Source organism: Acidovorax kalamii (assembly GCF_002245625.1).
GTDB lineage: Bacteria > Pseudomonadota > Gammaproteobacteria > Burkholderiales > Burkholderiaceae_C > Acidovorax > Acidovorax kalamii.
In genome coordinates, this window is record NZ_NOIG01000004.1 from 510,643 (window position 1) to 530,952 (window position 20,310).

18 protein-coding genes are annotated in these 20,310 nt (G+C 65.5%); 4 read left to right on the top strand and 14 right to left on the bottom strand.

The window, feature by feature from the left end:
• The first annotated feature begins 81 nt into the window (after positions 1-81).
• The 3 genes from acnB (at position 82) to sbmA (ending at position 6,746) form a co-directional block, all read left to right on the top strand.
• Positions 82-2,682, top strand: coding sequence for a bifunctional aconitate hydratase 2/2-methylisocitrate dehydratase (gene acnB, locus CBY09_RS05395; protein ID WP_094288035.1), 2,601 nt, complete (start codon positions 82-84; stop codon positions 2,680-2,682).
• 206 nt (positions 2,683-2,888) lie between these two features.
• Positions 2,889-5,438 carry an ankyrin repeat domain-containing protein gene (locus CBY09_RS05400; protein ID WP_094287193.1) on the top strand — a complete coding sequence of 850 codons (2,550 nt, stop codon included), beginning with the start codon at positions 2,889-2,891 and terminating at the stop codon, positions 5,436-5,438.
• A 318-nt stretch (positions 5,439-5,756) separates the two neighbouring features.
• Positions 5,757-6,746: a peptide antibiotic transporter SbmA gene (gene sbmA / locus CBY09_RS05405; RefSeq protein ID WP_094287195.1), complete on the top strand. Its 990-nt coding sequence runs from the start codon at positions 5,757-5,759 to the stop codon at positions 6,744-6,746.
• 13 nt (positions 6,747-6,759) lie between these two features.
• On the opposite strand, the gene CBY09_RS05410 is transcribed toward sbmA, so the two are convergent.
• The 7 genes from CBY09_RS05410 to cyoA are packed head-to-tail and all read right to left on the bottom strand — an operon-like array spanning position 6,760 to position 13,658.
• Complete coding sequence (locus CBY09_RS05410; protein WP_094287197.1) at positions 6,760-7,323, bottom strand: response regulator transcription factor; 564 nt, start codon at positions 7,321-7,323, stop codon at positions 6,760-6,762.
• 3 nt (positions 7,324-7,326) lie between these two features.
• Positions 7,327-8,667, bottom strand: coding sequence for an ATP-binding protein (locus tag CBY09_RS05415; protein WP_094287199.1), 1,341 nt, complete (start codon positions 8,665-8,667; stop codon positions 7,327-7,329).
• Complete coding sequence (locus tag CBY09_RS05420; protein ID WP_094287201.1) at positions 8,664-9,482, bottom strand: SURF1 family protein; 819 nt, start codon at positions 9,480-9,482, stop codon at positions 8,664-8,666. The genes CBY09_RS05415 and CBY09_RS05420 overlap by 4 nt, the downstream gene beginning before the upstream one ends.
• Positions 9,482-9,922, bottom strand: a complete 441-nt coding sequence (cyoD, locus tag CBY09_RS05425) for a cytochrome o ubiquinol oxidase subunit IV (protein ID WP_094287203.1) — start codon at positions 9,920-9,922, stop codon at positions 9,482-9,484. The genes CBY09_RS05420 and cyoD overlap by 1 nt, the downstream gene beginning before the upstream one ends.
• Positions 9,923-10,567, bottom strand: a complete 645-nt coding sequence (gene cyoC, locus CBY09_RS05430) for a cytochrome o ubiquinol oxidase subunit III (RefSeq protein ID WP_063462836.1) — start codon at positions 10,565-10,567, stop codon at positions 9,923-9,925. It abuts the gene before it with no gap.
• Positions 10,560-12,569 carry a cytochrome o ubiquinol oxidase subunit I gene (cyoB, locus tag CBY09_RS05435; RefSeq protein ID WP_094287205.1) on the bottom strand — a complete coding sequence of 670 codons (2,010 nt, stop codon included), beginning with the start codon at positions 12,567-12,569 and terminating at the stop codon, positions 10,560-10,562. The genes cyoC and cyoB overlap by 8 nt, the downstream gene beginning before the upstream one ends.
• Before the next feature lie 24 nt (positions 12,570-12,593).
• Positions 12,594-13,658, bottom strand: coding sequence for a ubiquinol oxidase subunit II (cyoA, locus tag CBY09_RS05440; protein WP_094287207.1), 1,065 nt, complete (start codon positions 13,656-13,658; stop codon positions 12,594-12,596).
• 242 nt (positions 13,659-13,900) lie between these two features.
• On the opposite strand from cyoA, the gene CBY09_RS05445 reads away from it, so the two are divergent.
• Complete coding sequence (locus tag CBY09_RS05445; RefSeq protein ID WP_094288037.1) at positions 13,901-15,241, top strand: MFS transporter; 1,341 nt, start codon at positions 13,901-13,903, stop codon at positions 15,239-15,241.
• Positions 15,242-15,455: 214 nt separating this feature from the next.
• Here the strand turns inward: CBY09_RS05445 and tolA are convergent, their stop codons facing one another.
• The 7 genes from tolA to ribH all read right to left on the bottom strand — a co-directional run bounded on the left by tolA (position 15,456) and on the right by ribH (position 20,309).
• Entirely contained in the window at positions 15,456-16,424 is a 969-nt protein-coding gene (tolA, locus tag CBY09_RS05450; RefSeq protein ID WP_094287209.1) for a cell envelope integrity protein TolA, read from the bottom strand.
• Positions 16,425-16,454: 30 nt separating this feature from the next.
• Positions 16,455-16,883 carry an ExbD/TolR family protein gene (locus tag CBY09_RS05455; protein WP_063462831.1) on the bottom strand — a complete coding sequence of 143 codons (429 nt, stop codon included), beginning with the start codon at positions 16,881-16,883 and terminating at the stop codon, positions 16,455-16,457.
• 15 nt (positions 16,884-16,898) lie between these two features.
• Entirely contained in the window at positions 16,899-17,612 is a 714-nt protein-coding gene (gene tolQ, locus CBY09_RS05460) for a protein TolQ (RefSeq protein WP_063462830.1), read from the bottom strand.
• Positions 17,609-18,028, bottom strand: a complete 420-nt coding sequence (gene ybgC / locus CBY09_RS05465; protein WP_094287211.1) for a tol-pal system-associated acyl-CoA thioesterase — start codon at positions 18,026-18,028, stop codon at positions 17,609-17,611. Before ybgC ends, tolQ begins: the two co-directional genes overlap by 4 nt.
• 4 nt (positions 18,029-18,032) lie before the next feature.
• Positions 18,033-19,217 (bottom strand): pyridoxal phosphate-dependent aminotransferase, encoded by a 1,185-nt coding sequence (locus tag CBY09_RS05470; protein ID WP_094287214.1) that lies wholly within the window; start codon positions 19,215-19,217, stop codon positions 18,033-18,035.
• A gap of 91 nt (positions 19,218-19,308) precedes the next feature.
• Complete coding sequence (nusB, locus tag CBY09_RS05475) at positions 19,309-19,848, bottom strand: transcription antitermination factor NusB (RefSeq protein WP_094287216.1); 540 nt, start codon at positions 19,846-19,848, stop codon at positions 19,309-19,311.
• Positions 19,845-20,309, bottom strand: a complete 465-nt coding sequence (gene ribH / locus CBY09_RS05480) for a 6,7-dimethyl-8-ribityllumazine synthase (protein WP_094287218.1) — start codon at positions 20,307-20,309, stop codon at positions 19,845-19,847. Before ribH ends, nusB begins: the two co-directional genes overlap by 4 nt.
• Between the last annotated feature and the right edge of the window lies 1 nt (position 20,310).

Here is a 20,310-nt window from a genome sequence, read left to right on the forward strand (position 1 = left end):
TGTGTGTGCTGGCGTGAGGGCCTTTGATGCCCTTGCAGCCCGGCACACCGCCCCACTTTAGAACGCAACCGGAGAAAAATGATGTTGAAAGCCTACCGTGACCATGTGGCCGAGCGTGCCGCCCTGGGCATCCCGCCGCTGCCGCTGGATGCCAAGCAAGTGGCCGAACTGATCGAACTGATCAAGAACCCACCCGCGGGTGAAGACGCCTTCCTGCTGGACCTGCTCACGCACCGCGTGCCTCCGGGTGTGGACGACGCCGCCAAGGTCAAGGCCAGCTTCCTGGCTGCCGTGGCGCATGGCGATGTGAAGGTGGGCCTGATCTCCAAGTCCAAGGCCACCGAATTGCTGGGCACCATGGTGGGCGGCTACAACGTGCACCCTCTGATCGAGCTGCTGGACGATGCCGAAGTGGCGGGTGTGGCCGCCGATGCGCTCAAGAAGACGCTGCTGATGTTCGACTTCTTCAACGACGTCGCCACCAAGGCCAAGGCGGGCAACGCCAAGGCCCAGGAAGTGATGAAGAGCTGGGCCGACGCCGAGTGGTTCACCTCGCGCCCCGAAGTCGAGAAGAAGATCACCGTCACCGTCTTCAAGGTGCCCGGCGAAACCAACACTGACGATTTGTCGCCCGCGCCCGATGCCTGGAGCCGTCCCGACATTCCGCTGCATTACCTGGCCATGCTGAAGAACACCCGTCCCGACGCGGCCTTCAAGCCCGAGGAGGACGGCAAGCGCGGCCCGATGCAGTTCATCGACGACCTGAAGAAGAAGGGCCACCTGGTGGCCTATGTGGGCGACGTGGTGGGCACCGGTTCTTCGCGCAAGTCGGCCACCAACAGCATCGTCTGGGCCACTGGCCAGGACATCCCCTTTGTGCCCAACAAGCGCTTTGGTGGCGTCACGCTGGGCGGCAAGATCGCGCCCATCTTCTTCAACACGCAGGAAGACTCCGGTTCGCTGCCCATCGAAGTGGATGTGTCCAAGCTGGAAATGGGTGACGTGATCGACGTGATGCCCTACGACGGCAAGATCGTCAAGAACGGCGAGACCGTGGCCGAGTTCCAGCTCAAGAGCGACGTGCTGTTCGACGAAGTGCGCGCCGGCGGCCGCATCAACCTCATCATCGGCCGCTCGCTGACCGGCAAGGCCCGTGAGTTCCTGGGCCTGCCTGCATCCACCGTGTTCCGCCTGCCTACTGCGCCTGCAGCCAGCAATGCGGGCTTCACCCTGGCGCAGAAGATGGTCGGCCGGGCTGTGGGCCTGCCTGAAGGCCAGGGCGTGCGCCCCGGTACCTACTGCGAACCCAAGATGACCACCGTGGGCTCGCAAGACACCACCGGCCCGATGACCCGCGACGAGCTGAAGGACCTGGCCTGCCTGGGCTTCTCCGCCGACCTCGTGATGCAATCGTTCTGCCACACGGCTGCCTACCCCAAGCCTGTGGACGTGAAGACGCACCGCGAACTGCCTGCGTTCATCTCCAACCGTGGTGGTGTGGCCCTGCGTCCTGGCGATGGCGTGATCCACAGCTGGCTCAACCGCCTGCTGCTGCCCGACACCGTGGGCACCGGTGGTGACTCGCACACGCGTTTCCCCATCGGCATTTCCTTCCCCGCAGGCTCCGGCCTCGTGGCCTTCGGCGCCGCCACGGGCGTGATGCCCCTGGACATGCCTGAGTCCATCCTGGTGCGCTTCAAGGGTGAAATGCAGCCCGGCGTGACCCTGCGCGACCTGGTGCACGCGATTCCGCTGTACGCCATCAAGCAGGGCCTGCTGACGGTGGCCAAGGCTGGCAAGATCAACGCCTTCTCCGGCCGCATCCTGGAAATCGAAGGTTTGCCAGACCTCAAGGTTGAGCAGGCATTCGAGCTGTCCGACGCGTCCGCAGAGCGCTCGGCCGCTGGCTGCACGATCAAGCTCAACCCTGAGCCGATCAAGGAATACCTGACCTCGAACATCGTTCTGATGAAGAACATGATCGCCGACGGTTATGCCGACGCCAAGACGCTGCAGCGCCGCATCGAGAAGGTCGAAGCCTGGCTGGCCAAGCCCGACCTGCTCGAAGCCGACAAGGACGCTGAATACGCCGCCGTGATCGAGATCGACCTGGCCGACATCAAGGAACCCATCGTCTGCTGCCCCAACGACCCGGACGACGCCAAGTTCCTGTCCGAAGTGGCTGGCACCAAGATCGATGAAGCCTTCATCGGCTCGTGCATGACCAACATCGGCCACTTCCGCGCAGCCGCCAAGCTGCTGGGTGGCCAGCGCGACATCCCCGTCAAGCTGTGGGTGGCACCCCCCACCAAGATGGACGAGAGCGAACTGATCAAGGAAGGCCACTACGCAGCTTTCGGCACGGCCGGTGCACGCACCGAAATGCCCGGCTGCTCGCTGTGCATGGGCAACCAGGCACAGGTGCGCGAAGGCGCGACGGTGATCTCCACCTCCACCCGCAACTTCCCCAACCGCCTGGGCAAGAACACCAACGTGTTCCTGGGCTCGGCCGAACTGGCCGCCATCGCCTCGCGCCTGGGCTACCTGCCTTCTCGGGAGGAGTACCTCAAGGAAATGGGCGTGATCGATGCCGACAAGGCGAGCGTCTACCGCTACATGAACTTCGACCAGATCGAAGAGTACGCAGAAGCCGCCAAGGGGACGGCGGTCGCGTCCTGCTGACGCACTGCGGATGCCTGGACGGCGGTGCAGACCGCCTCCAGCCTCAAAAAACGGCCCTTCGGGGCCGTTTTTTTTGCTTCTTGGGTCGTTTCTTGGGCCGTGTTCGTCTCTTGGCCCTGAAGGCAAAAATGTGACAGTCACGGTTTTGTCATGAAACCGTTCCTATGCTGCGGCCACAACAACAAATAAAAGAAAGAGAGGCTGGCATGGCATCCATGGTGGGTCGGGCGGGGGCGCTGCTTTTCAGTGCCGTGTTTGCGATCGGCTTTGGCCTCGGGGGTTACTGGGCGGGCTTGCGACCGCTGGCGCAGACCCTGCAGGCGGCGTGGCAGGCGCGCAGCTGGGTGGCCATGCCAGCCCAGGTGCTCCAGGCGGACCTGCGGCAGCGGCGGGGCAGTGAAGGGGGCATCACCTACGAGCTGCAGGCACGTTACCTCTACGAATTCGGCGGGGCCCGCTACGAGGGCACGCAGGTGGGGCTCGACGCGCAAGGCGGTGCCGACAACCTGGGCGACTGGCAGCAGCAGTGGCATCAGCGGCTGCAGGAGGCGCAGTCGCACAACCAGGCCATCACGGTCTGGGTAGACCCGGCCCGGCCGTCCCGCGCCCTGATCGACCCGCACATCCGCTGGCCGCTGCTGATGGTCCGGCTGCCGTTCGCATTTGTTTTCACCGGGGTGGGGCTGGCGGCAGCCTGGGTCTTCGTGTGGGTGCTGCTGGGGTGCGGCGGGGCGGCTGTGGCCCAACAGCCGCAGGAGGGGGGCGCCGCGCAGGGGCCGAGCCTGGATACCGGTGCGCGCAGCTCCTTGCAGGGCACGGCCGCCAGAGCCTGGTTTTTTGCCTTGTTCTGGTGTGGTATCGCGTTCCCCATGGCGGGGGCGCTCTGGTCCGACAGGGGCGCGTCGGGGTGGGCCAAGGCCTTCATGGGGGTGTTTGTGGGGGTGGGGCTGATGCTGCTGTGCCTGGCCGCAGGGCAGACGCGCAAGGTGTGGCGCTACCGGGGCTCGGCGTTCACGGCCCTGCCGCACCGGCCCCAGGCGGGGCGGGCGGTGGCCGTCACCCTGCGGCTGCCCGGCCGGGCGGCGGGGCAAGACGGTGCGCAGGCCCTGCGCCTGCGTCTGGCGCAGTACCGGGTGGACGAATCCAGCTCGGGATCGCCCGAGCGGTTGGTGGAAGTGGTAGCGGCCAGCACTTCACTACAACCTACTCCCGACGGCGGCCTGCACCTGTCTGCCCGTTTTGAACTGCCCGAGGACGCGCCCACCCACGGTGCGCAACGGTCGGGCGAACGCGTGGACTGGCGGGTGGAGCTGCAGCGGCCCGGCGGCACTCTGGAGCTTTCGTACGACCTGCAGGTGCAGGCCGATGCGTCGGCCCTGGTGGCCTCCACTCCCGACCGGTTTGATCGCCGTGTGGCGTGGGAGCAGGCAGTGCCTGTTGCGCTGCCGGACAATACGCGCGTCGAGAGTGATCACAGTACCGCGCTGTGGCCGCAAGGTGTGCGGGTGCACGAGACAACCGGCGCCTGGCAACTGCACTTTTCGCAGACGGGATGGCGCTGGGCCGCCGGGGTGGCGCTGGTTCTGCTGGGGCTGGAGTGGGTCCTGCAGGGCCGTGTGGGCATGCAGGGCCTGGTGTTGCCACGCTCCCCCGGGGGCCTGGGCGTGATGGTGGTGCTGGTGGCGTTTGCGCTGCATGCAGGCACCCGGCGCTGGACGCTGTGCGTGCACGACGATGGTGTGCGGGTGCAGCGCAGGTCCTGGTGGTGGTCGTCGGTGCAATCCGTCCCGGGCGAAGCCAGCCAGGCGCTGGTGCACAAGTTGCTGTACTCGACAGGCAGCGGGAGCAGTGAGCAGCGCTACCACGCGGTGTATGCGCGGCATGCCCGTGGGGGGCTGGCGCGGCTCACCCCGGGGCTCAGGGGCGCCAATGCTGCCGACACGGTGGGGCGCGCCATCGCGCAGGCCTGGCAAGACCGGCGCGGCCGCTTTGCGCCCGGGGCGCAGCGGCACACCACCAGTGACCACGCACGCCCCGCCTGGGGCTGGCTCTTGGTGGCTGCCCTGATGGCGGCGGCGCTGTGGGCGCCACAGGGCGCGTTGGAGTTGGGTGGCCCCCGCATGGGCGCAGCGCCTGCGCGGGTCTGGGCGCCAGCGGATGCGCAGCTGCTGGATGCGCAGAACGCAGGCGATGCCGCCGCGCTGGAGCGGGCCCTGCGCGCTGGCGCCAACCCCAACCTGCTGGCCGACAACGGCTCGTCGGTGCTCATGCTCGCCTCGCACCGGGGGCAGATGGCGCATGTGGAGCTGCTTTTGCAGGCGGGCGCCACGCCGGACCTGCGCCAGACCCAGAAAGACAGCGAGCGCGGCGACACGGCGCTGCTGCGGGCCTTCTATGGCGGCCACCTGGCCGTGGCGCAGCGGTTGGTGCAGGCCGGTGCCAGCCTGCAGGTGCGCAACCGCTGGGACTGGGGGCCCGTTCACATGGCGGCGCAAAGCGGCTGTGTGCCGTGCCTGCAATGGCTGGCCGAACAGGGCCAGCCTCTGGACGAGCCCGCGCCCGCAAGCCGGGGCGAAACCCCGGCTATGCTGGCGGCTGTCAAGGGCCGTGTGGCGGTGCTGCAGTGGATGCAGGCGCGTGGTGTGGATCTGGCCTGGCGCGACCGGCAGGGCCGGAATGCACAGGACTGGGCACAGCGGAGTGGGCAGGCCGATGCCGAGCGTTGGCTGGCAGAGCACCTGGGGCCCCAGCGGTAGGGGCGCTTTGCACGGCTGGAGCCGCCCCCGCACAAGCCCTGCTTGCACTGCGATGGCTGCGGGAAGACCCGGGGGCGGGCTTCAGCGGACCGTAGGTAGTATTTGCTATTGTTTTTGAAGCGATACTTGAGACCCATCGCGCGGTAACGGCTATTTTTGCCCTATTTTTCGCACTGTTTTTGCTTTGGTGCGCAGCACGGCACCCCCCGCCACGCGTGCGCCCCATGTCCCGTCTGGCAGCCGCCGCTGCGGAACGTTCGGGCTCGGTGGCTGTCAGAGCCGGGCGAACCTTTTCACCACAACAACACCCCACCCACGATGTTCAAGTCCTTCTTTTTTGCCCGCCGCTGGTGGGCTTGGTCTGTTCTGGGCTCTGCCGTGATCCTGCTGGCCACGGCCTACCGGGTGCAGCTGGATGTGCAGATCAACGAATGGTTTGGCAGCTTTTACGACCTGATTCAGGAGGCGCTGGGCAAGCCCGGCAGCATCACGGCCGAGCAGTTCTGGGGCCAGCTCTCCACCTTTGCGCGCATCGCCATGATCTATGTGACCACGGCGGTGCTGGTGGATTTCTTCAGCAAGCATTACATCTTCCGCTGGCGGCAGGCGATGAACGAGCACTACATGGCCGCCTGGCCGCGCCTGCGGCACATCGAGGGCGCGGCGCAGCGTGTGCAGGAAGACACCATGCGCTTCGCCCGCACCATGGAAGACCTGGGCCTGAGTTTCATGCGCAGCCTCATGACGCTGGCGGCCTTTTTGCCGGTGCTGTGGGCGCTGTCGGACAAGATCACCGAACTGCCGCTGATCGGTACCGTGCCCCATGCGCTGGTGTGGGTGGCGCTGGCCTGGTCGCTGGGCGGCACGCTGCTGCTGGCCTGCGTAGGGGTGAAGCTGCCGGGGCTCGAATTTCACAACCAGCGCGTGGAGGCGGCCTACCGCAAGGAATTGGTGCTGGGCGAGGACGACCCTGCGCGTGCTGCGCCGCCCACGGCGGCTGAGCTGTTTGCGGCCGTGCGGCGCAACTACTTCCGGCTGTTCTTCCACTACCTGTACTTTGACGTGGTGAAGTGGTCGTACCTGCAGGTGAGCGTGCTGGTGCCGCTGATCGCGCTCGGCCCCACGTTGATCGCAGGTGCCATCACGCTGGGGGTGATGCAGCAGATTGCGCGGGCGTTCGACAAGGTGCTGGAGTCGTTCCAGTTCCTGGTGCTCAACTGGAGCACGGTGGTGGAGCAGATATCGATCTACAAGCGCCTGCGGGCGTTTGAGCGGCAGATGCAGGAGGCCGCACCTGCCTCTGCCTAGGGCCGGTGGCGCGCTACCGCACCTGCTTCTTTTCGAGCTTGCGGGTGAGCGTGCGCCGGTGCATGCCCAGGCGCCGGGCCGCTTCGGACAGGTTGAAGCCCGTCTCGGCCAGCACCTCGTTGATGCGTTCCCACTCCAGCGTCTTGATGGAGCTGGAGCGGTTCGTCAGCTCCACCTCGGTGTTGCCTTCCTTGAGCCCGAAGGCCGCCTCAATGTCGTCGGTGTTGGAGGGCTTGGCCAGGTAGTGGCAGGCGCCCAGCTTCACGGCCTCCACCGCCGTGGCGATGCTGGCAAACCCCGTGAGCACCACGATGAGCATGTCGGCATCGGCCGCGTGCAGCCGCTGTACGCAGGCCAGGCCGGAGGCATCGCCCTTGAGTTTCAGGTCTACCACCGCATAGCCCGGTGTGTGGTCGGCCAGCAGGGCTTCCACCTCGGGCAGGCTGGTGGCCTGCAGCACGCGGTAGCCGCGCCGCTCGAACGAGCGGGTGAGCGTGCGCGCAAAGGCCTCGTCGTCTTCCACGATCAGCAGCAGGCGCGCGTCGTCGTCATCGTGTGCGTTGTCTTCGGTGTGCATGGCTCAGTTCTTTGTGCCGGGCAGGGCAACGGCTGCCAGCGGCAGCTCTATGGTCACTTGCGCCCCGCCCTCGGGCAGGTTGCGTGCCGCCACGCTGCCGCCCAGCGTGCGGGCCACATTGAGCACCAGGTACAGGCCCAGCCCGTGGCCGGGGCGGTTCTTGGTGGACTGGTACGGGGTTCCCAATTTGGCCAGCATGTCGGGTGCAAAACCAGGGCCCCGGTCCGTCACGGTGATGTTCAGCACATCGGCATTGCGCGTGACGGCCAAGCGCACCCAGTCGGGCGAGGCGTCGCGGGCATTGTCCAGCACGTTGAAAACCATCTGCTGCAGTGTGGTGTCCGACACCATGGGCGTGTCGGCGCCGAACTGGTTGTCGTATTCGAACGTGGGCATCGAGCGTGTGCCGCGCCATTCGCGTGCCAGCGCATCGACAAAGGTGCACACGGTGGTCTGCACCGACTCCTCGCCACGCGCCTCGCCCGCCGACAGCAGGATGCCGCTCACGATGCTCTTGCAGCGCTGCACCTGGGCCTGCATCTCGCGGATGTCCTCTTGCAGCGGGGTGTTGTCGGCTAGGCGCTTGTCGTGCTGCCAGTCGCCCAGGATCACGGCCAAGGTGGACAGCGGCGTGCCCAGCTCGTGCGCCGCCCCCGAGGCCAGCAGCCCCATGCGCACGATGTGTTCTTCTTCCACGCGGCGGCGGCGTGCGGCGGCCAGGCGCGCGTCGCGCTCGCGCAGGTTCAGGTTGATGCGGGTAATGAACACCACCACCAGTGTGGCGTTGAGCACAAAACACACCAGCAGGCCCAGCACATACAGGCTGGAAAGCCCCTGGTGCAGGTCCTGCGGCAGATCCAGCGGCAGGTGGTGCGTGGCCAGCACCGCAAAACACAGCAGCGTGATGACGACGATGGACCAGATGTAGGCCCCGCGCAGCAGCACGGCGCCGATGGTGATCTGCAGCAGGTACAGGAACACAAAGGGGTTGGTGGTGCCGCCGCTCAGGTACAGCTGCACGGTGAGCACGGCCACGTCGATCAGCAGGGCCAGGAACAGTTCGATGGTCCGCACCATGACCCCCGTGCGCAGCCGCAGCAGGCTCACCACGTTGAACATGGCCAGGCAGCCCACCACCAGCAGCATCTCGCGCAGCGGCAGGGTCAGGTTCAGGCTGTAGTGCGCCATCTCGATGGTGAACACCTGGCCCACCACGGCAATCCAGCGCAGCTCGATGAGCTGCTGCAGGTTCTTGATGCCCGCAGCCGCATCGGCCGCACGCGGGCTGCGCTGCTGCTGTTGCTGCGGCGTGGCGGTGGGTTCTGCGCGCGGGGTGGGAGTCATGAGCGGTGGCTGGCGGGCTGTGGGGCGCTGCGGGCATCGCGCAGGCGGCGCTCGTAGCGTGCCACATACCAGCCTGCGCCCGCAACCATGAGGGCCAGGCCATACCAGGTCAATGCATAGACCAGATGGCTGTTGGAGAAGCGGACCACCGTCATGCCCGCGCGTGGCCAAGTGGACTCAGTCACCGGGGTGGGAGCGCTGCCCGGCGGTGGTGGCAACCCTGCATCGATGAAGAACGGGGCGGCCTGGGGCAGCTGCAGCGCGCGGCCCATGGCGGCAATGTCGCGCGAATACCAGCGCTGCTCCGCCGGGGCATTGGTGCGCAGGAAGCCGCCATCCGGCTCGCTCATGCGCAGCAGGCCCTGAATGGTTGCTGTGGTGGGAGCGGAGGCGGGCAGGGGCGTGGCCAGCCACTTTGCGCGCTGCTCCTGCGGCACAAACCCCCGGTTCACCAGCACCTGGGTGCCATCTGCCAGCTGCAGGGGCGTCATTACCCAGAAGCCCGAGCCCAGCTCGGTCAGTGCCTGGGTGAGCACGGTTTTCTCGGGCAGCCACTGGCCCTGTGCGGTGACGGGCAGGTATTCGTGGCTGGCTGCGCTGACCTGGGGCCACTCGGGGCTGGGGGGCAGGGCCACGGGGGCCGCATGCACGCGCTGCTCCACGCGCTCGATCAGTGCAAGCTTCCAGGCGCGGCGCTGCACCTGCCAGGTGCCCAGCGCGGTGAAACCCAAAAACAAGGCGATGCCCACGACCGCGAGCACCGCCTGGCGAAGCCGCCGGGCCTGGGGCCTCGGGGCTGTGGGGTGGGACGGCATCAGGGCGTCGAGTGGCCCGGCGCCTCGTGCGTCGGTGGTGTGGGGGTGGGGTGCTCGGGCATCATGTTGGCGTTCATGTGGAACATCACCCACAGCGTGCCAGCGATGGCGATAGCCACGAACACCACGGTGAAGATGGTGGACAGCATGGTCCAGCCGCCTTCGACCTTGCCGTTCATGTGCAGGAAGTACACCATGTGCACCAGAATCTGCACCACGGCAAAGGCGCCCAGCACCAGCACGGCGGTGTTGCGGTCGGCAATCACCTTGGCCATGACCAGCCAGAAGGGGATGGCGGTGAGGATGACCGACAGCACAAAGCCGATCGTGTAGTCGCGCAGGCTGCTGTGGGGGCCCACGTCGCCATGGTGGTCGCCATGGCCGCCATGGCCGTGGTGGTGGTCATGTCCGGCATGTGCCGTGTGTTGTGCGGCGCTCATTTACAGCACTCCCATCAGGTAGACAAAGGTAAAGACGCCAATCCAGACCACGTCCAGAAAGTGCCAGAACATCGACAGGCACATCAGGCGGCGCTTGTTTTCGTGGATCAGGCCGTGTTTGCCGATCTGCACCATCAGCACCACCAGCCAGATCAGGCCAAAGGTCACGTGCAGGCCGTGGGTGCCCACCAGCGTGAAGAAGGCCGACAGGAAAGCGCTGCGCTGGGGTGTGGCGCCCTGGTGGATCAGGTGGGCGAATTCATAGAGTTCGAGGCCCAGGAAGCACAGGCCAAAAAAGCCCGTCACGGCCAGCCACACCAGCGTGCCCTTCACGTCGTTCTGCTGCTTGCGCAGCATGGCAAAGCCGAAGGTGATGGACGACAGCAGCAGGAAGGCCGTGTTGATGGCCACCAGCGTCAGGTCGAACAGCTGCGCACCGGTGGGGCCCGCCGCATAGCTGCGGCCCAGCACGCCATAGGTGGCAAACAGGGCGGCAAAGATGAGGCAGTCGCTCATCAGGTAGAGCCAGAAGCCCAGGGCCGTGCCGTTTTCGGGGTGAGGCTCGTGCGCGGGGTGGTACTGGCGCAGCGGCAGGGCTGCGCTTGCGGCGCCTGCCGCGCCAGGGGTGTAACGGATATCAGACATGGCTGGCGCGCAGTTGTTGGGTGCGGAGGTTTTCCGTCTCTGTCACTTCAGAGGCGGGAATGTAGAAGTCGCGCTTGTAGTTGAAGGTGTGGATGATGGACGCCAGGATCACGCCGACGAACGACACACCGGCCAGCAGCCACATGTGCCAAATCAGCGCAAAACCCAGCACCAGCGACAGCGCCGAGATGACTGCACCCGAGCCGGTGTTGGCGGGCATGTGGATGGGCGCAAAGCCGGTGAGCGGGCGCTGGTAGCCGTGTTTCTTCATGTCCCACCAGGCGTCGATTTCATGCACCACGGGTGTGAAGGCGAAGTTGTAGTTGGGCGGGGGCGACGAGGTGGCCCATTCCAGCGTGCGGGCGTCCCAGGGGTCGCCAGTCACGTCGCGCAGCTGGTCGCGTTTGAGGTAGCTCACCACCAGCTGGATCAGGAAGCAGGCGATGCCCGCAGCAATCATCGCGGCGCCGATGGCGGCGATCACGAACCAGATCTGCAGCGACGGGTCTTCAAAGTGGTTGGCACGGCGCGTGACGCCCATCAGGCCCAGCACATACAGCGGACCGAACGCCACCCAGAAGCCCACCACCCACAGCCAGAAGGAGCGCAGGCCCCAGGTGCGGTCGAGCTTGTAGCCGAAGGCCTTGGGATACCAGTAGTTGATGCCCGCGAACAGGCCGAACAACACACCGCCAATGATCACGTTGTGAAAGTGGGCGATCAGGAACAGGCTGTTGTGCAGCACGAAGTCGGCCGGGGGTACGGCCAGCAGCACGCCGGTCATGCCGCCGATGGCAAAGGTCACCATGAAGGCCACGGTCCACATCATGGGCAGCTCGAAGCGGATGCGGCCCTTGTACATGGTGAACAGCCAGTTGAAGATCTTCGCGCCCGTGGGGATCGAGATGATCATCGTGGTGATGCCAAAGAACGTGTTCACGCTGGCGCCGGAGCCCATGGTGAAGAAGTGGTGCAGCCACACCAGGTACGACAGGATGGTGATCACCACCGTGGCGTAGACCATGGAGGTGTAGCCGAACAGGCGCTTGCGGCAGAACGTGGCCACCACTTCGGAGAAGATGCCGAAGCAAGGCAGGATCAGGATGTAGACCTCGGGGTGGCCCCAGATCCAGATCAGGTTCACGTACAGCATGGGGTTGCCGCCCAGGTCGTTCGTGAAGAAGTTGGTGCCCGCGTAGCGGTCGAGCGACATCAGCACCAGGGCAGCCGTCAGCACGGGGAAGGACGCCACGATCAGCGCGTTGGTGCACAGGGCCGTCCAGGTGAACACGGGCATGCGCATCAGGTTCATGCCGGGGGCGCGCATCTTGATGATGGTGACGATCAGGTTGATGCCCGACAGCGTCGTGCCCACCCCCGCAATCTGCAGCGCCCAGATGTAGTAGTCCAGCCCCACGCCCGGGTTCTGCGCCCCCAGGTTCGACAGCGCCAGCCAGCCAGCGGTGGAGAACTCGCCCAGGAACAGCGACACCATCACCAGCACGGCACCGGCCGTGGTCATCCAGAAGCTGAAGTTGTTGAGGAACGGGAAGGACACGTCGCGCGCGCCGATCTGCAGCGGCACGAGGTAGTTCATCAGGCCCGTGACCAGCGGCATGGCCACGAAGAAGATCATGATCACGCCGTGGGCGGTGAAGATCTGGTCATAGTGGTGCGGCGGCAGGTAGCCCATGTTGTCGCCAAAGGCCATGGCCTGCTGCAGGCGCATCATCACGGCGTCGGCAAAGCCGCGCAGCAGCATCACCAGGCCCAGGATCATGTACATGATGCCGATGCGCTTGTGGTCGATGCTGCAGATCCAGTCACGCCAGAGCGGGCCCCAGAGCTTGAATTTGGTGATGGCGGCCATCACGGCCAGGCCACCCAGCATGGTGGCGATGAAGGTCCAGAGCACGATGGGCTCGTGCGCCATCGGTATGGAGTCCCAGGTGATTCGGCCCAGGGCCCAATGCGGTTCGGTTACAACGGGTGAGGTGGACATGTTCGTCAGTCTCTTATGCGCGGATCATTGGCGGGAGAGGGTGCGGTCGTAGACCGTGGCGTGGCGCGCTTCGAGGGCAGCCACCACCTGGGCGGCGTTGTCCACGGTGCAGACGTCCTGGGGCAGGTTCAGGCCCTGGGCCTTCATGAAGGCCTCGCCGCCGCGCTCGTCGATGGACATCATGTGGTGCATGCACATCTTGCCGTCCTCGACGCAGCGGTTCAGCACCTTGTCGTACAGGCCGTCTTCCACACTGGCAAAACGCTGCACGGGGTCGCGCTCGCTGGGCTTGACCAGGTCCAAGTAGGTCTGGCGCGTGAGCGGCTTGCCTTCGGTCTTGTTCTTGGCCACCCACTGGTCGAAGTCGCCTTGGCTCAGGCCATGGAACTTGAACGTCATGCCCGAGAAGCCCGAGCCGCTGTAGTGCGAGGACATGCCCTTGTACACGCCGGCCTGATTGATCACGGCGTTCAGTTCGGTCTGCATGCCGGGCATCGCGTAGATCATGCCGGCCAGGTCAGGCACATAAAACGCGTTCATGGTGGATGTGGCCGTCAGCTTGAACAGGATGGGGCGGTCCACCGGTGCCGCCAGTTCATTCACGGTGGCAATGCCCAGTTCGGGGTAGAAGAACAGCCACTTCCAGTCCATGGCTACCACCTGCACCTCCAGCGGCGTGGACTGCGCATCCAGCGGCTTGGTGGCCGAGATGCGGTCCAGCGGGCGGTAGGGGTCGAGCTTGTGGGTGCCGATCCAGGTCAGCGCGCCCAGGGCGATGATGATCAAAAGAGGCACCGTCCAGATCACCAGCTCCAGCGAGGTGGAGTGGTGCCAGTCGGGGTCGTAGTCGTCTTCGGTGTTGGCGGTGTTGTTCTGGCGGTACTTCCAGGCAAACCACAGGGTCAGCGCAATCACCGGCACGATGATGATCAGCATCAGCAGGGTGGCCTGGATGACCATGTGGCCTTGCTGCGCAGCGATGTCGCCAGCGGGGTTGAGGACGACTGCCTTGCTGCAGCCAGCCAGGCTGCCCAGGGCAGCCATGGCGGCCAGCCAGGCGGGCACGCGGGAGAGGGATAGTTTGGGCATGTGGAAGCGCAATCGGGGCGTTTAATTACGGGTAAACGCGGATAACGAAGTGCCGCCGAATGTAATAGCCCTAGCGAATTTGTACATTGGACATTTTGTCCAAGGTCAACGAGGCTTGCCCTAATTTGGTGCATCGAGGGGCGTTGTGCTGCAGTCAGATCAGTAAAACCGCACTTGTGGGCGGTTCGACTTGCGTGTAGAACGGTGTTGTCTTATTCACACAACGACAAGGAGCCTTGTTCATGAGCAGCCCCGCCTCTGCCACCTACCCTGCGGCCGGTTTTGAAGAAAGCCCCGCCTCTCTCTCGCGGGCTGATACGCATGAAGACGTCACCCCAAGCGAAATCGCTGTGGGCGTGATCATTGGACGCTCGTCCGAGTATTTCGACTTCTTCGTTTTCGGGATCGCCTGCGTTCTCGTCTTCCCGTCCTTTCTGTTCCCCTTCCTGTCGCGCCTGGACGGCACGCTGATGGGCTTTGCGCTGCTGGCGGTCGCTTTTGTCGTGCGCCCGGTGGGTACAGCCATCTCCATGGCCATCCAGCGGCGATGGGGCCGGGGCACCAAGCTGACTGTGGCGCTCTTCCTGCTGGGCGTGTGCACGGTGGGCATGGCGTTTTTGCCCGGCTACAAGGATGTGGGCCTGACGGCCGTGGTGGCGCTGCTGATCCTGCGCGTTGGCCAGGGGCTGGCGCTTGGCGGTTCGTGGGACGGCTTGCCATCGCTGCTGGCCATGTCGGCCCCCAAGGAGCGCCGGGGCTGGTACGCCATGATCGGCCAGTTGGGCGCCCCGCTGGGGTTTGTGCTGGCGGCGAGCCTGTTTGCCTACCTGTACAGCAGCCTCTCCGTGCAGGAGTTCCTGGCCTGGGGCTGGCGATATCCCTTCTTTGTGGCCTTTGCCGTGAACGTGGTGGCCCTGTTTGCGCGCTTGCGCCTAGTGGTGGGGCAGTCGTACTCTGAGCTGCTCAAGGACCGGGAACTGCAGCCCGTGCCCGTGAGCCGAGTCATGCGCGATGAAGGCAGCAATGTGCTGCTGGGCGCGTTTGCGGCGCTGGCCAGCTTTGCGCTGTTCCACCTGGTCACCGTGTTCCCGCTGTCGTGGATCACGCTGTATTCCGAGCAGCCCGTGACCCAGATCCTGGGTGTGCAGATCGTTGGCGCCTTCCTGGCTGCGGGCGCCATCATGGTGTCCGGCTGGCTGTCGGACCACCTGGGCCGCCGCAAGCTGCTGGGCGGCATGGCGGTGCTGATTGGCGTGTTCAGCTTCATGGCACCCGTTCTGCTCAACTCCGGCGAGGTGGGCAGCACCATGTTCCTGCTGCTGGGCTTTGTGCTGCTGGGCCTGTCGTATGGCCAGGCCTCCGGCACCGTGACGGCCAATTTCTCGCCCCAGTACCGCTACACCGGCGCCGCCTTGTCGGCCGACCTGGCCTGGATCATCGGCGCGGCCTTTGCGCCCCTGGTGGCCCTGTACCTGTCGGCCCAGTTCGGCCTGCTGGCCGTGACGGTGTACCTGCTGTCCGGCGTGGCCTGCACGCTGGGCGCGCTGAACCTGAACCGGCGCATGGAGCGGCGGGATCGGTAAAAGCCTGATGGAGGCCGTCCAAGTGATTTGCTACTCTATTGATAGCTGCTTGGGCTTGCCCATCAGGCGGTAGAGGCCAAAAAGGCTTGTAAAAACGCCCGGTAACTACCGGGCGTTTTGGTTTCTGAATGGGTCGAAGCACGGTGCGGTGCCAGGGCTTTGCCAAAAAAACCAGCCCGAACGGTTGGGGCGGTGGAGGGTAATCCCGCCTACGTCAGTCCTGGGGCCTGAAACCAATGGTCAGCGAAGACGGCACCCGCCCGTCCACATCGCGCGGCAGGGTCTCGGTCTTGTCCAGTGCACGCAGCACGGCGTCGTCCCAGGCTTTGTTGCCGCTGGGCTGCACCAGGCGCTTGCCCACGATGGTGCCGTCGGGGGACAGGCGCACCTCCACCTCGGCGCGTGGGTTGCCGGAGATGGCGTCCGGGTACACGATGTTGGGCTTGACCTTGGCCGCGACCTTGCCGCCGTAGCTGCCCGAGGGGCCCGCGCTGCGCTGGGCCGTGCCTGTGGCGTTTTCGGCTCCAGTGGCACCTGCCATGCCCTGGATGCGGCGCATGTTGTCTTCGCGCAGCTTGGCCAGCTGCTTTTCTTCCGCTTCTGCCTTGCGCTTGGCGGCCTCTTCGGCCTTGCGCTTGTCTTCGGCCAGTTTTTTCTGCTTTTCCTGCTCGGCCTTCTTCTGCTCGGCCAGCAGCTTCTCGCGCTGTTCCTTGTCTTTTTCCTTTTGCAGGCGCTCTTTCTTCTCCTGCTCCAGGCGGTCACGGCGTTCTTCTTCCTTGCGCTCGCGTTCACGCTTCTCGCGTTCCTGCTGTTGTTCGCGGGCTTTCTTTTCCTGCTCCAGGCGCTTCTTCTCGCGTTCGATGGCGATGTCGGCTTCGCGCGTGTCGGGCGGCTGCACGGCGCGCACGGGCGGCGGTGGAGGCGGGGGCGGAACAACCGGTTCTGGCGTGGGGGGCGGTGGAGGGGGCGCCGGAGGCTCCACCGCACGCGCTGCGGCCTGGGTGGGCACGGCGGCCCACAGTTCGGCCTCCACGGCGGGCTGGTCGGCCGTGTTCTTCCAGTTCACGCCCCAGGTGAGTGCGCCAATCAGCACCGCATGCACCAGCACCGCCAGCGTGATGGCGCGCAGGCGCGCCGGAGGGCGGGGCGGGGCAAACTGGTCGCGGTCGGTGTGGGCTTGCATGGGCGTGAGAGCGGCGCGCGGGGACGAGGTTCAACCGCCTTGTTTGACGGAAAGGCCCACGCGCTGCACGCCTGCCTTCTGCAAGGCATCCATGGCCTTCACCACGGTTTCGTATTGCACGCCCTTGTCGGCGCTGATGACCACCGCGCTGGCGCTGTCGGCACCCTGGGCCTTCTGCCAGCGGCTCGCGGCGTCACCGATCTCGCGCTGGTTCAGGCTGCGGGTGGCTTCAGGTGTCTTGAACTGCAGCGTGCCGTCCTTGTTCACGATGACCTGCGCGACGACCTTGGGCATGTTCTTGCCCTTGCCGACGCTGGGTACATCGACCACGCCCGGCGTGAGCATGGGCGCCGTCACCATGAAGATGATGAGCAGCACCAGCATCACGTCGATGAAGGGCACCATGTTGATCTCGTTGATGGTGCGGCGGCCTCGGCCGCGGGATGCCATGGCGGGCATGGGGCGCCTCCCGGATCAGTGGCCCGAGGCCGTGTGGCCCGAGGACGCGGGCTGCGCGCCCAGGTTGCGCTGCAGGATGTTGGAGAACTCCTCGATGAAGGTCTCCTGGTGCGTGGCCACGCGGTCGATGTCGCGCGCAAAGCGGTTGTAGGCGATCACGGCCGGGATGGCAGCAAACAGGCCGATGGCGGTGGCCACCAGCGCTTCGGCAATGCCGGGTGCCACGGTGGCCAGCGTGACCTGCTCCATGCCTGCAAAGCCGGTGAACGCATGCATGATGCCCCACACCGTGCCGAACAGGCCCACGTAGGGTGACACGGAACCGACGGAGGCCAGGAACGAAAGGCTGGACTCGACCACATCCATCTCGCGCTGGAAACTCGCGCGCATCGCGCGGCGCGCGCCGTCGAGCAGGGTGCCGGGGTCCACGATGCGGCGCTCGCGCAGCTTCTGGTACTCGCGCATGCCGCTGGCAAAAATGCGTTCCATGGGGCCGGCCTGCTTGGCGTTTTGCGCGGCAGCGGCATACAGGTCGTTCAGGCTGGTGCCTGACCAGAACTCGCGCTCGAAGTCCTCGTTCAGGGTCTTCACGCGCTTCAAGGCAAACAGCTTGCGGAAGATGGCCGCCCAACTGGCCACCGACACGCCCAGTAGCAGCAGCATCACGAGTTGCACCACCCAGCTGGCGTGCAGCACCAGGGAGATGATGGACATGTTTTGGGAGTTCATGGTGTGAGTTGTTCCAGAAGGGTGCTGGGGATTCTTGCAGGGCGCATCGTGGCGGCATCGACCCATCCGATACGGATGGTGGCTTCGGACAGCAAGGTGGGGGGCTGGTCGGACATCTGCTCTTGTTTCAGGAGCGCCTGCTGCACTATTGTCAACGATGCCCGGCCTGCGTCATGCAGGGCGGCGGTAACAATGAGTTCGTCGTCCAGCCGCGCGGGGCGGTGGTAGCGCAGCTGCGCATCGGTTACGACAAACATGCCGCCGGTTTGTTCCCTGAGGCGTTGCTGGCCCACGCCCAGCGAGCGCAGCCACTCGGTGCGCGCGCGCTCGAAGAACTTGAGGTAGTTGGCGTAGAACACGATGCCACCGGCATCGGTGTCCTCCCAGTAGATGCGGATCGGGAACTCGAACGCCATTGGTTCAGCCGAGCAGCGTGCGCAACCGCGCCACGGACTCTTCCAGCTGTGCCATCGAGTTGGCGGTGGAGAAACGGATGAAACGCTCGGGCTCGGCCGTGCCGAAGTCGCGCCCCGGTGTCACCGCGATGTGGGCGCGGCGCATGAGCTCGAACGCAAAGTCCCAGCTGCCGGTCACGCCCAGACGCTGCGCTGCCTGCGTGCAGTCGGCCCACGCATAGAAGGCGCCATCGGGCATCACGGGCACGGTCAGGCCCAGTGACTGCAGCGCAGGGATGAAGAAGTCGCGCCTCGCCTTGAACTCGGCACGGCGGCGTTCGTATTCGGCAATGCTCTCGGCCTCGAAGCAGGCCAGCGCCGCGTGCTGCGACACGGTGCTGGCGCAGATGAAAAGGTTCTGCGCCAGGCGCTCGACCACGGGCACCATGGCCTCGGGCACCACCATCCAGCCCAGGCGCCAGCCGGTCATGTTGAAGTATTTGCTGAAGCTGTTGATGCTGATGATGTTGTCGTCTATGGCGAGTGCGGTGTGACCAAACTCTTCCTCGTACGACAGGCCCAGGTAGATCTCGTCGATCATCGTGATGCCGTCGTGTGACCGCACCACGTCGTGGATGCGGCGCAGCTCGTCGGGTGCAATCGAGGTGCCGGTGGGGTTGGAGGGCGACGCCAGCAGCACGCCGCGCGTTTTGTCATTCCACGCCGCACGCACCTTGTCGGCGCTCAGCTGGTAGCGCTCGGCCGCCGTGGTGGGCAGCAGCACGGCCTTGCCCTCGGCGGCGCTCACAAAGTGGCGGTTGCAGGGGTAGCTTGGGTCCGGCATCAAGATCTCGTCGCCGGACTCGATGAGCGCAAGGCACGCGAGTTGCAGCGCGGCCGAAGCACCGGCCGTGACCACGATGCGGCGCGCAGGCACGTTGACGCCAAAGCGGCTCTGGTACCAGCCGCTGATGCGCTCGCGCAGCGCATCGAGGCCCAGCGCGTTGGTGTACTGCGTGGCGCCGTTGTGCACGGCGCGCGCGGCAGCCTCTTGCACCAGGGGCGGGGCGGTGAAGTCGGGCTCGCCGATGTTCAGGAAGATCATCGGCTCGCGCGTGCCAGCCACCTCGCGGGCCAGGGCCTGCGCGGCCTTGGCCACTTCCATCACATAGAACGGTTCAATGCGCTCGGCGCGCGTGGAAAACTTCATGGCAAAGGCATCCTGCCCAGACTGGGCGTGGGGGCGTGGAGGGAGAAAACAGTGGAGCGGCCCCGACCGCACCGGTGGGGCCGGTGCGGGGTCAGGCAGCGCCTGCGCCTGCAGCCTTGTCGGCCGCCACTTCCACGGCGCGCAGCTTCGGTGCCAGGCCGTTGAGCACGGCGTTCACGTACTTGTGGCCGTCCGTGCCGCCGAACTCCTTGGCGAGTTCGATGCACTCGTTGAGCACCACGCGCCAGGGCACATCGAGGCAATGCTGAAACTCATACACCCCGATCCACATCGTGGCGTGCTCGATGGGCGAGATCTCAGCCATCTTGCGGTCCAGCAGCGGGGTGATAAGCAGGTCCATCTCGGCTGCGTTGGCAATGCAGCCATGCAGCAGCGCGTCGTAGTGCACCGAGTCGGCCTTGTGAAAGCCTGCCAAGTCGCGCGTGAACGCGTCGATGGCATGGGCGTCGTTGCCGCCCACCAGGTGCTGGTACAGCGCCTGCAGCGCAAATTCGCGCGCGCGGCTGCGGTTGGATTTGGAGGCCGCTTTGCGCGTGCCCGTGCTCTTGAGGCCGGTGCGGCTCTGCTTGGGCGGACGGGGCGACGAAGGCGTGGGGGTGTTTTCGCTCATGACAGTTCGTCCAGCAGGTTGGCCATTTCCACTGCCACGCGGGCAGCGTCGGTGCCCTTCTCGGTCTGGCGGGCAATCGCCTGTTCGAGGTTCTCGGTGGTGATGATGGCGTTGGCAATCGGGATCTGGTAGTCCAGCGCCAGGCGCGTGACGCCCGCGCCGGATTCGTTGGCCACCAGTTCGAAGTGGTAGGTTTCGCCACGGATGATGCAGCCCAGCGCGATCAGCGCGTCGAACTCATCGCTTTCGGCCATGGCTTGCAGGGCCACGGGCACTTCGAGTGCGCCGGGCACCAGCACATGCTTGATGTGCTTCTCTTGCACGCCCAGGGCCAGAAGCTCTGCGCGGCAGGCGGCGGCCAGGGTGTTGGTGATGCCTTCATTGAAGCGGGCCTGCACGATGCCGATGTGCAGCTTCTTGCCGTCCAATTTATCTGCGGTGCCTTTGTCTGCGCCAAACATA

Coding starts and splice junctions, on each gene's coding strand:
- acnB (WP_094288035.1), top strand. CDS start 82: ATGTTGAAAGCCTACCGTGACCATGTGGCCGAGCGTGCCGCCCTGGGC.
- CBY09_RS05400 (WP_094287193.1), top strand. CDS start 2,889: ATGGCATCCATGGTGGGTCGGGCGGGGGCGCTGCTTTTCAGTGCCGTG.
- sbmA (WP_094287195.1), top strand. CDS start 5,757: ATGTTCAAGTCCTTCTTTTTTGCCCGCCGCTGGTGGGCTTGGTCTGTT.
- CBY09_RS05410 (WP_094287197.1), bottom strand. CDS start 7,323: ATGCACACCGAAGACAACGCACACGATGACGACGACGCGCGCCTGCTG.
- CBY09_RS05415 (WP_094287199.1), bottom strand. CDS start 8,667: ATGACTCCCACCCCGCGCGCAGAACCCACCGCCACGCCGCAGCAACAG.
- CBY09_RS05420 (WP_094287201.1), bottom strand. CDS start 9,482: ATGCCGTCCCACCCCACAGCCCCGAGGCCCCAGGCCCGGCGGCTTCGC.
- cyoD (WP_094287203.1), bottom strand. CDS start 9,922: ATGAGCGCCGCACAACACACGGCACATGCCGGACATGACCACCACCAC.
- cyoC (WP_063462836.1), bottom strand. CDS start 10,567: ATGTCTGATATCCGTTACACCCCTGGCGCGGCAGGCGCCGCAAGCGCA.
- cyoB (WP_094287205.1), bottom strand. CDS start 12,569: ATGTCCACCTCACCCGTTGTAACCGAACCGCATTGGGCCCTGGGCCGA.
- cyoA (WP_094287207.1), bottom strand. CDS start 13,658: ATGCCCAAACTATCCCTCTCCCGCGTGCCCGCCTGGCTGGCCGCCATG.
- CBY09_RS05445 (WP_094288037.1), top strand. CDS start 13,901: ATGAGCAGCCCCGCCTCTGCCACCTACCCTGCGGCCGGTTTTGAAGAA.
- tolA (WP_094287209.1), bottom strand. CDS start 16,424: ATGCAAGCCCACACCGACCGCGACCAGTTTGCCCCGCCCCGCCCTCCG.
- CBY09_RS05455 (WP_063462831.1), bottom strand. CDS start 16,883: ATGCCCGCCATGGCATCCCGCGGCCGAGGCCGCCGCACCATCAACGAG.
- tolQ (WP_063462830.1), bottom strand. CDS start 17,612: ATGAACTCCCAAAACATGTCCATCATCTCCCTGGTGCTGCACGCCAGC.
- ybgC (WP_094287211.1), bottom strand. CDS start 18,028: ATGGCGTTCGAGTTCCCGATCCGCATCTACTGGGAGGACACCGATGCC.
- CBY09_RS05470 (WP_094287214.1), bottom strand. CDS start 19,217: ATGAAGTTTTCCACGCGCGCCGAGCGCATTGAACCGTTCTATGTGATG.
- nusB (WP_094287216.1), bottom strand. CDS start 19,848: ATGAGCGAAAACACCCCCACGCCTTCGTCGCCCCGTCCGCCCAAGCAG.
- ribH (WP_094287218.1), bottom strand. CDS start 20,309: ATGTTTGGCGCAGACAAAGGCACCGCAGATAAATTGGACGGCAAGAAG.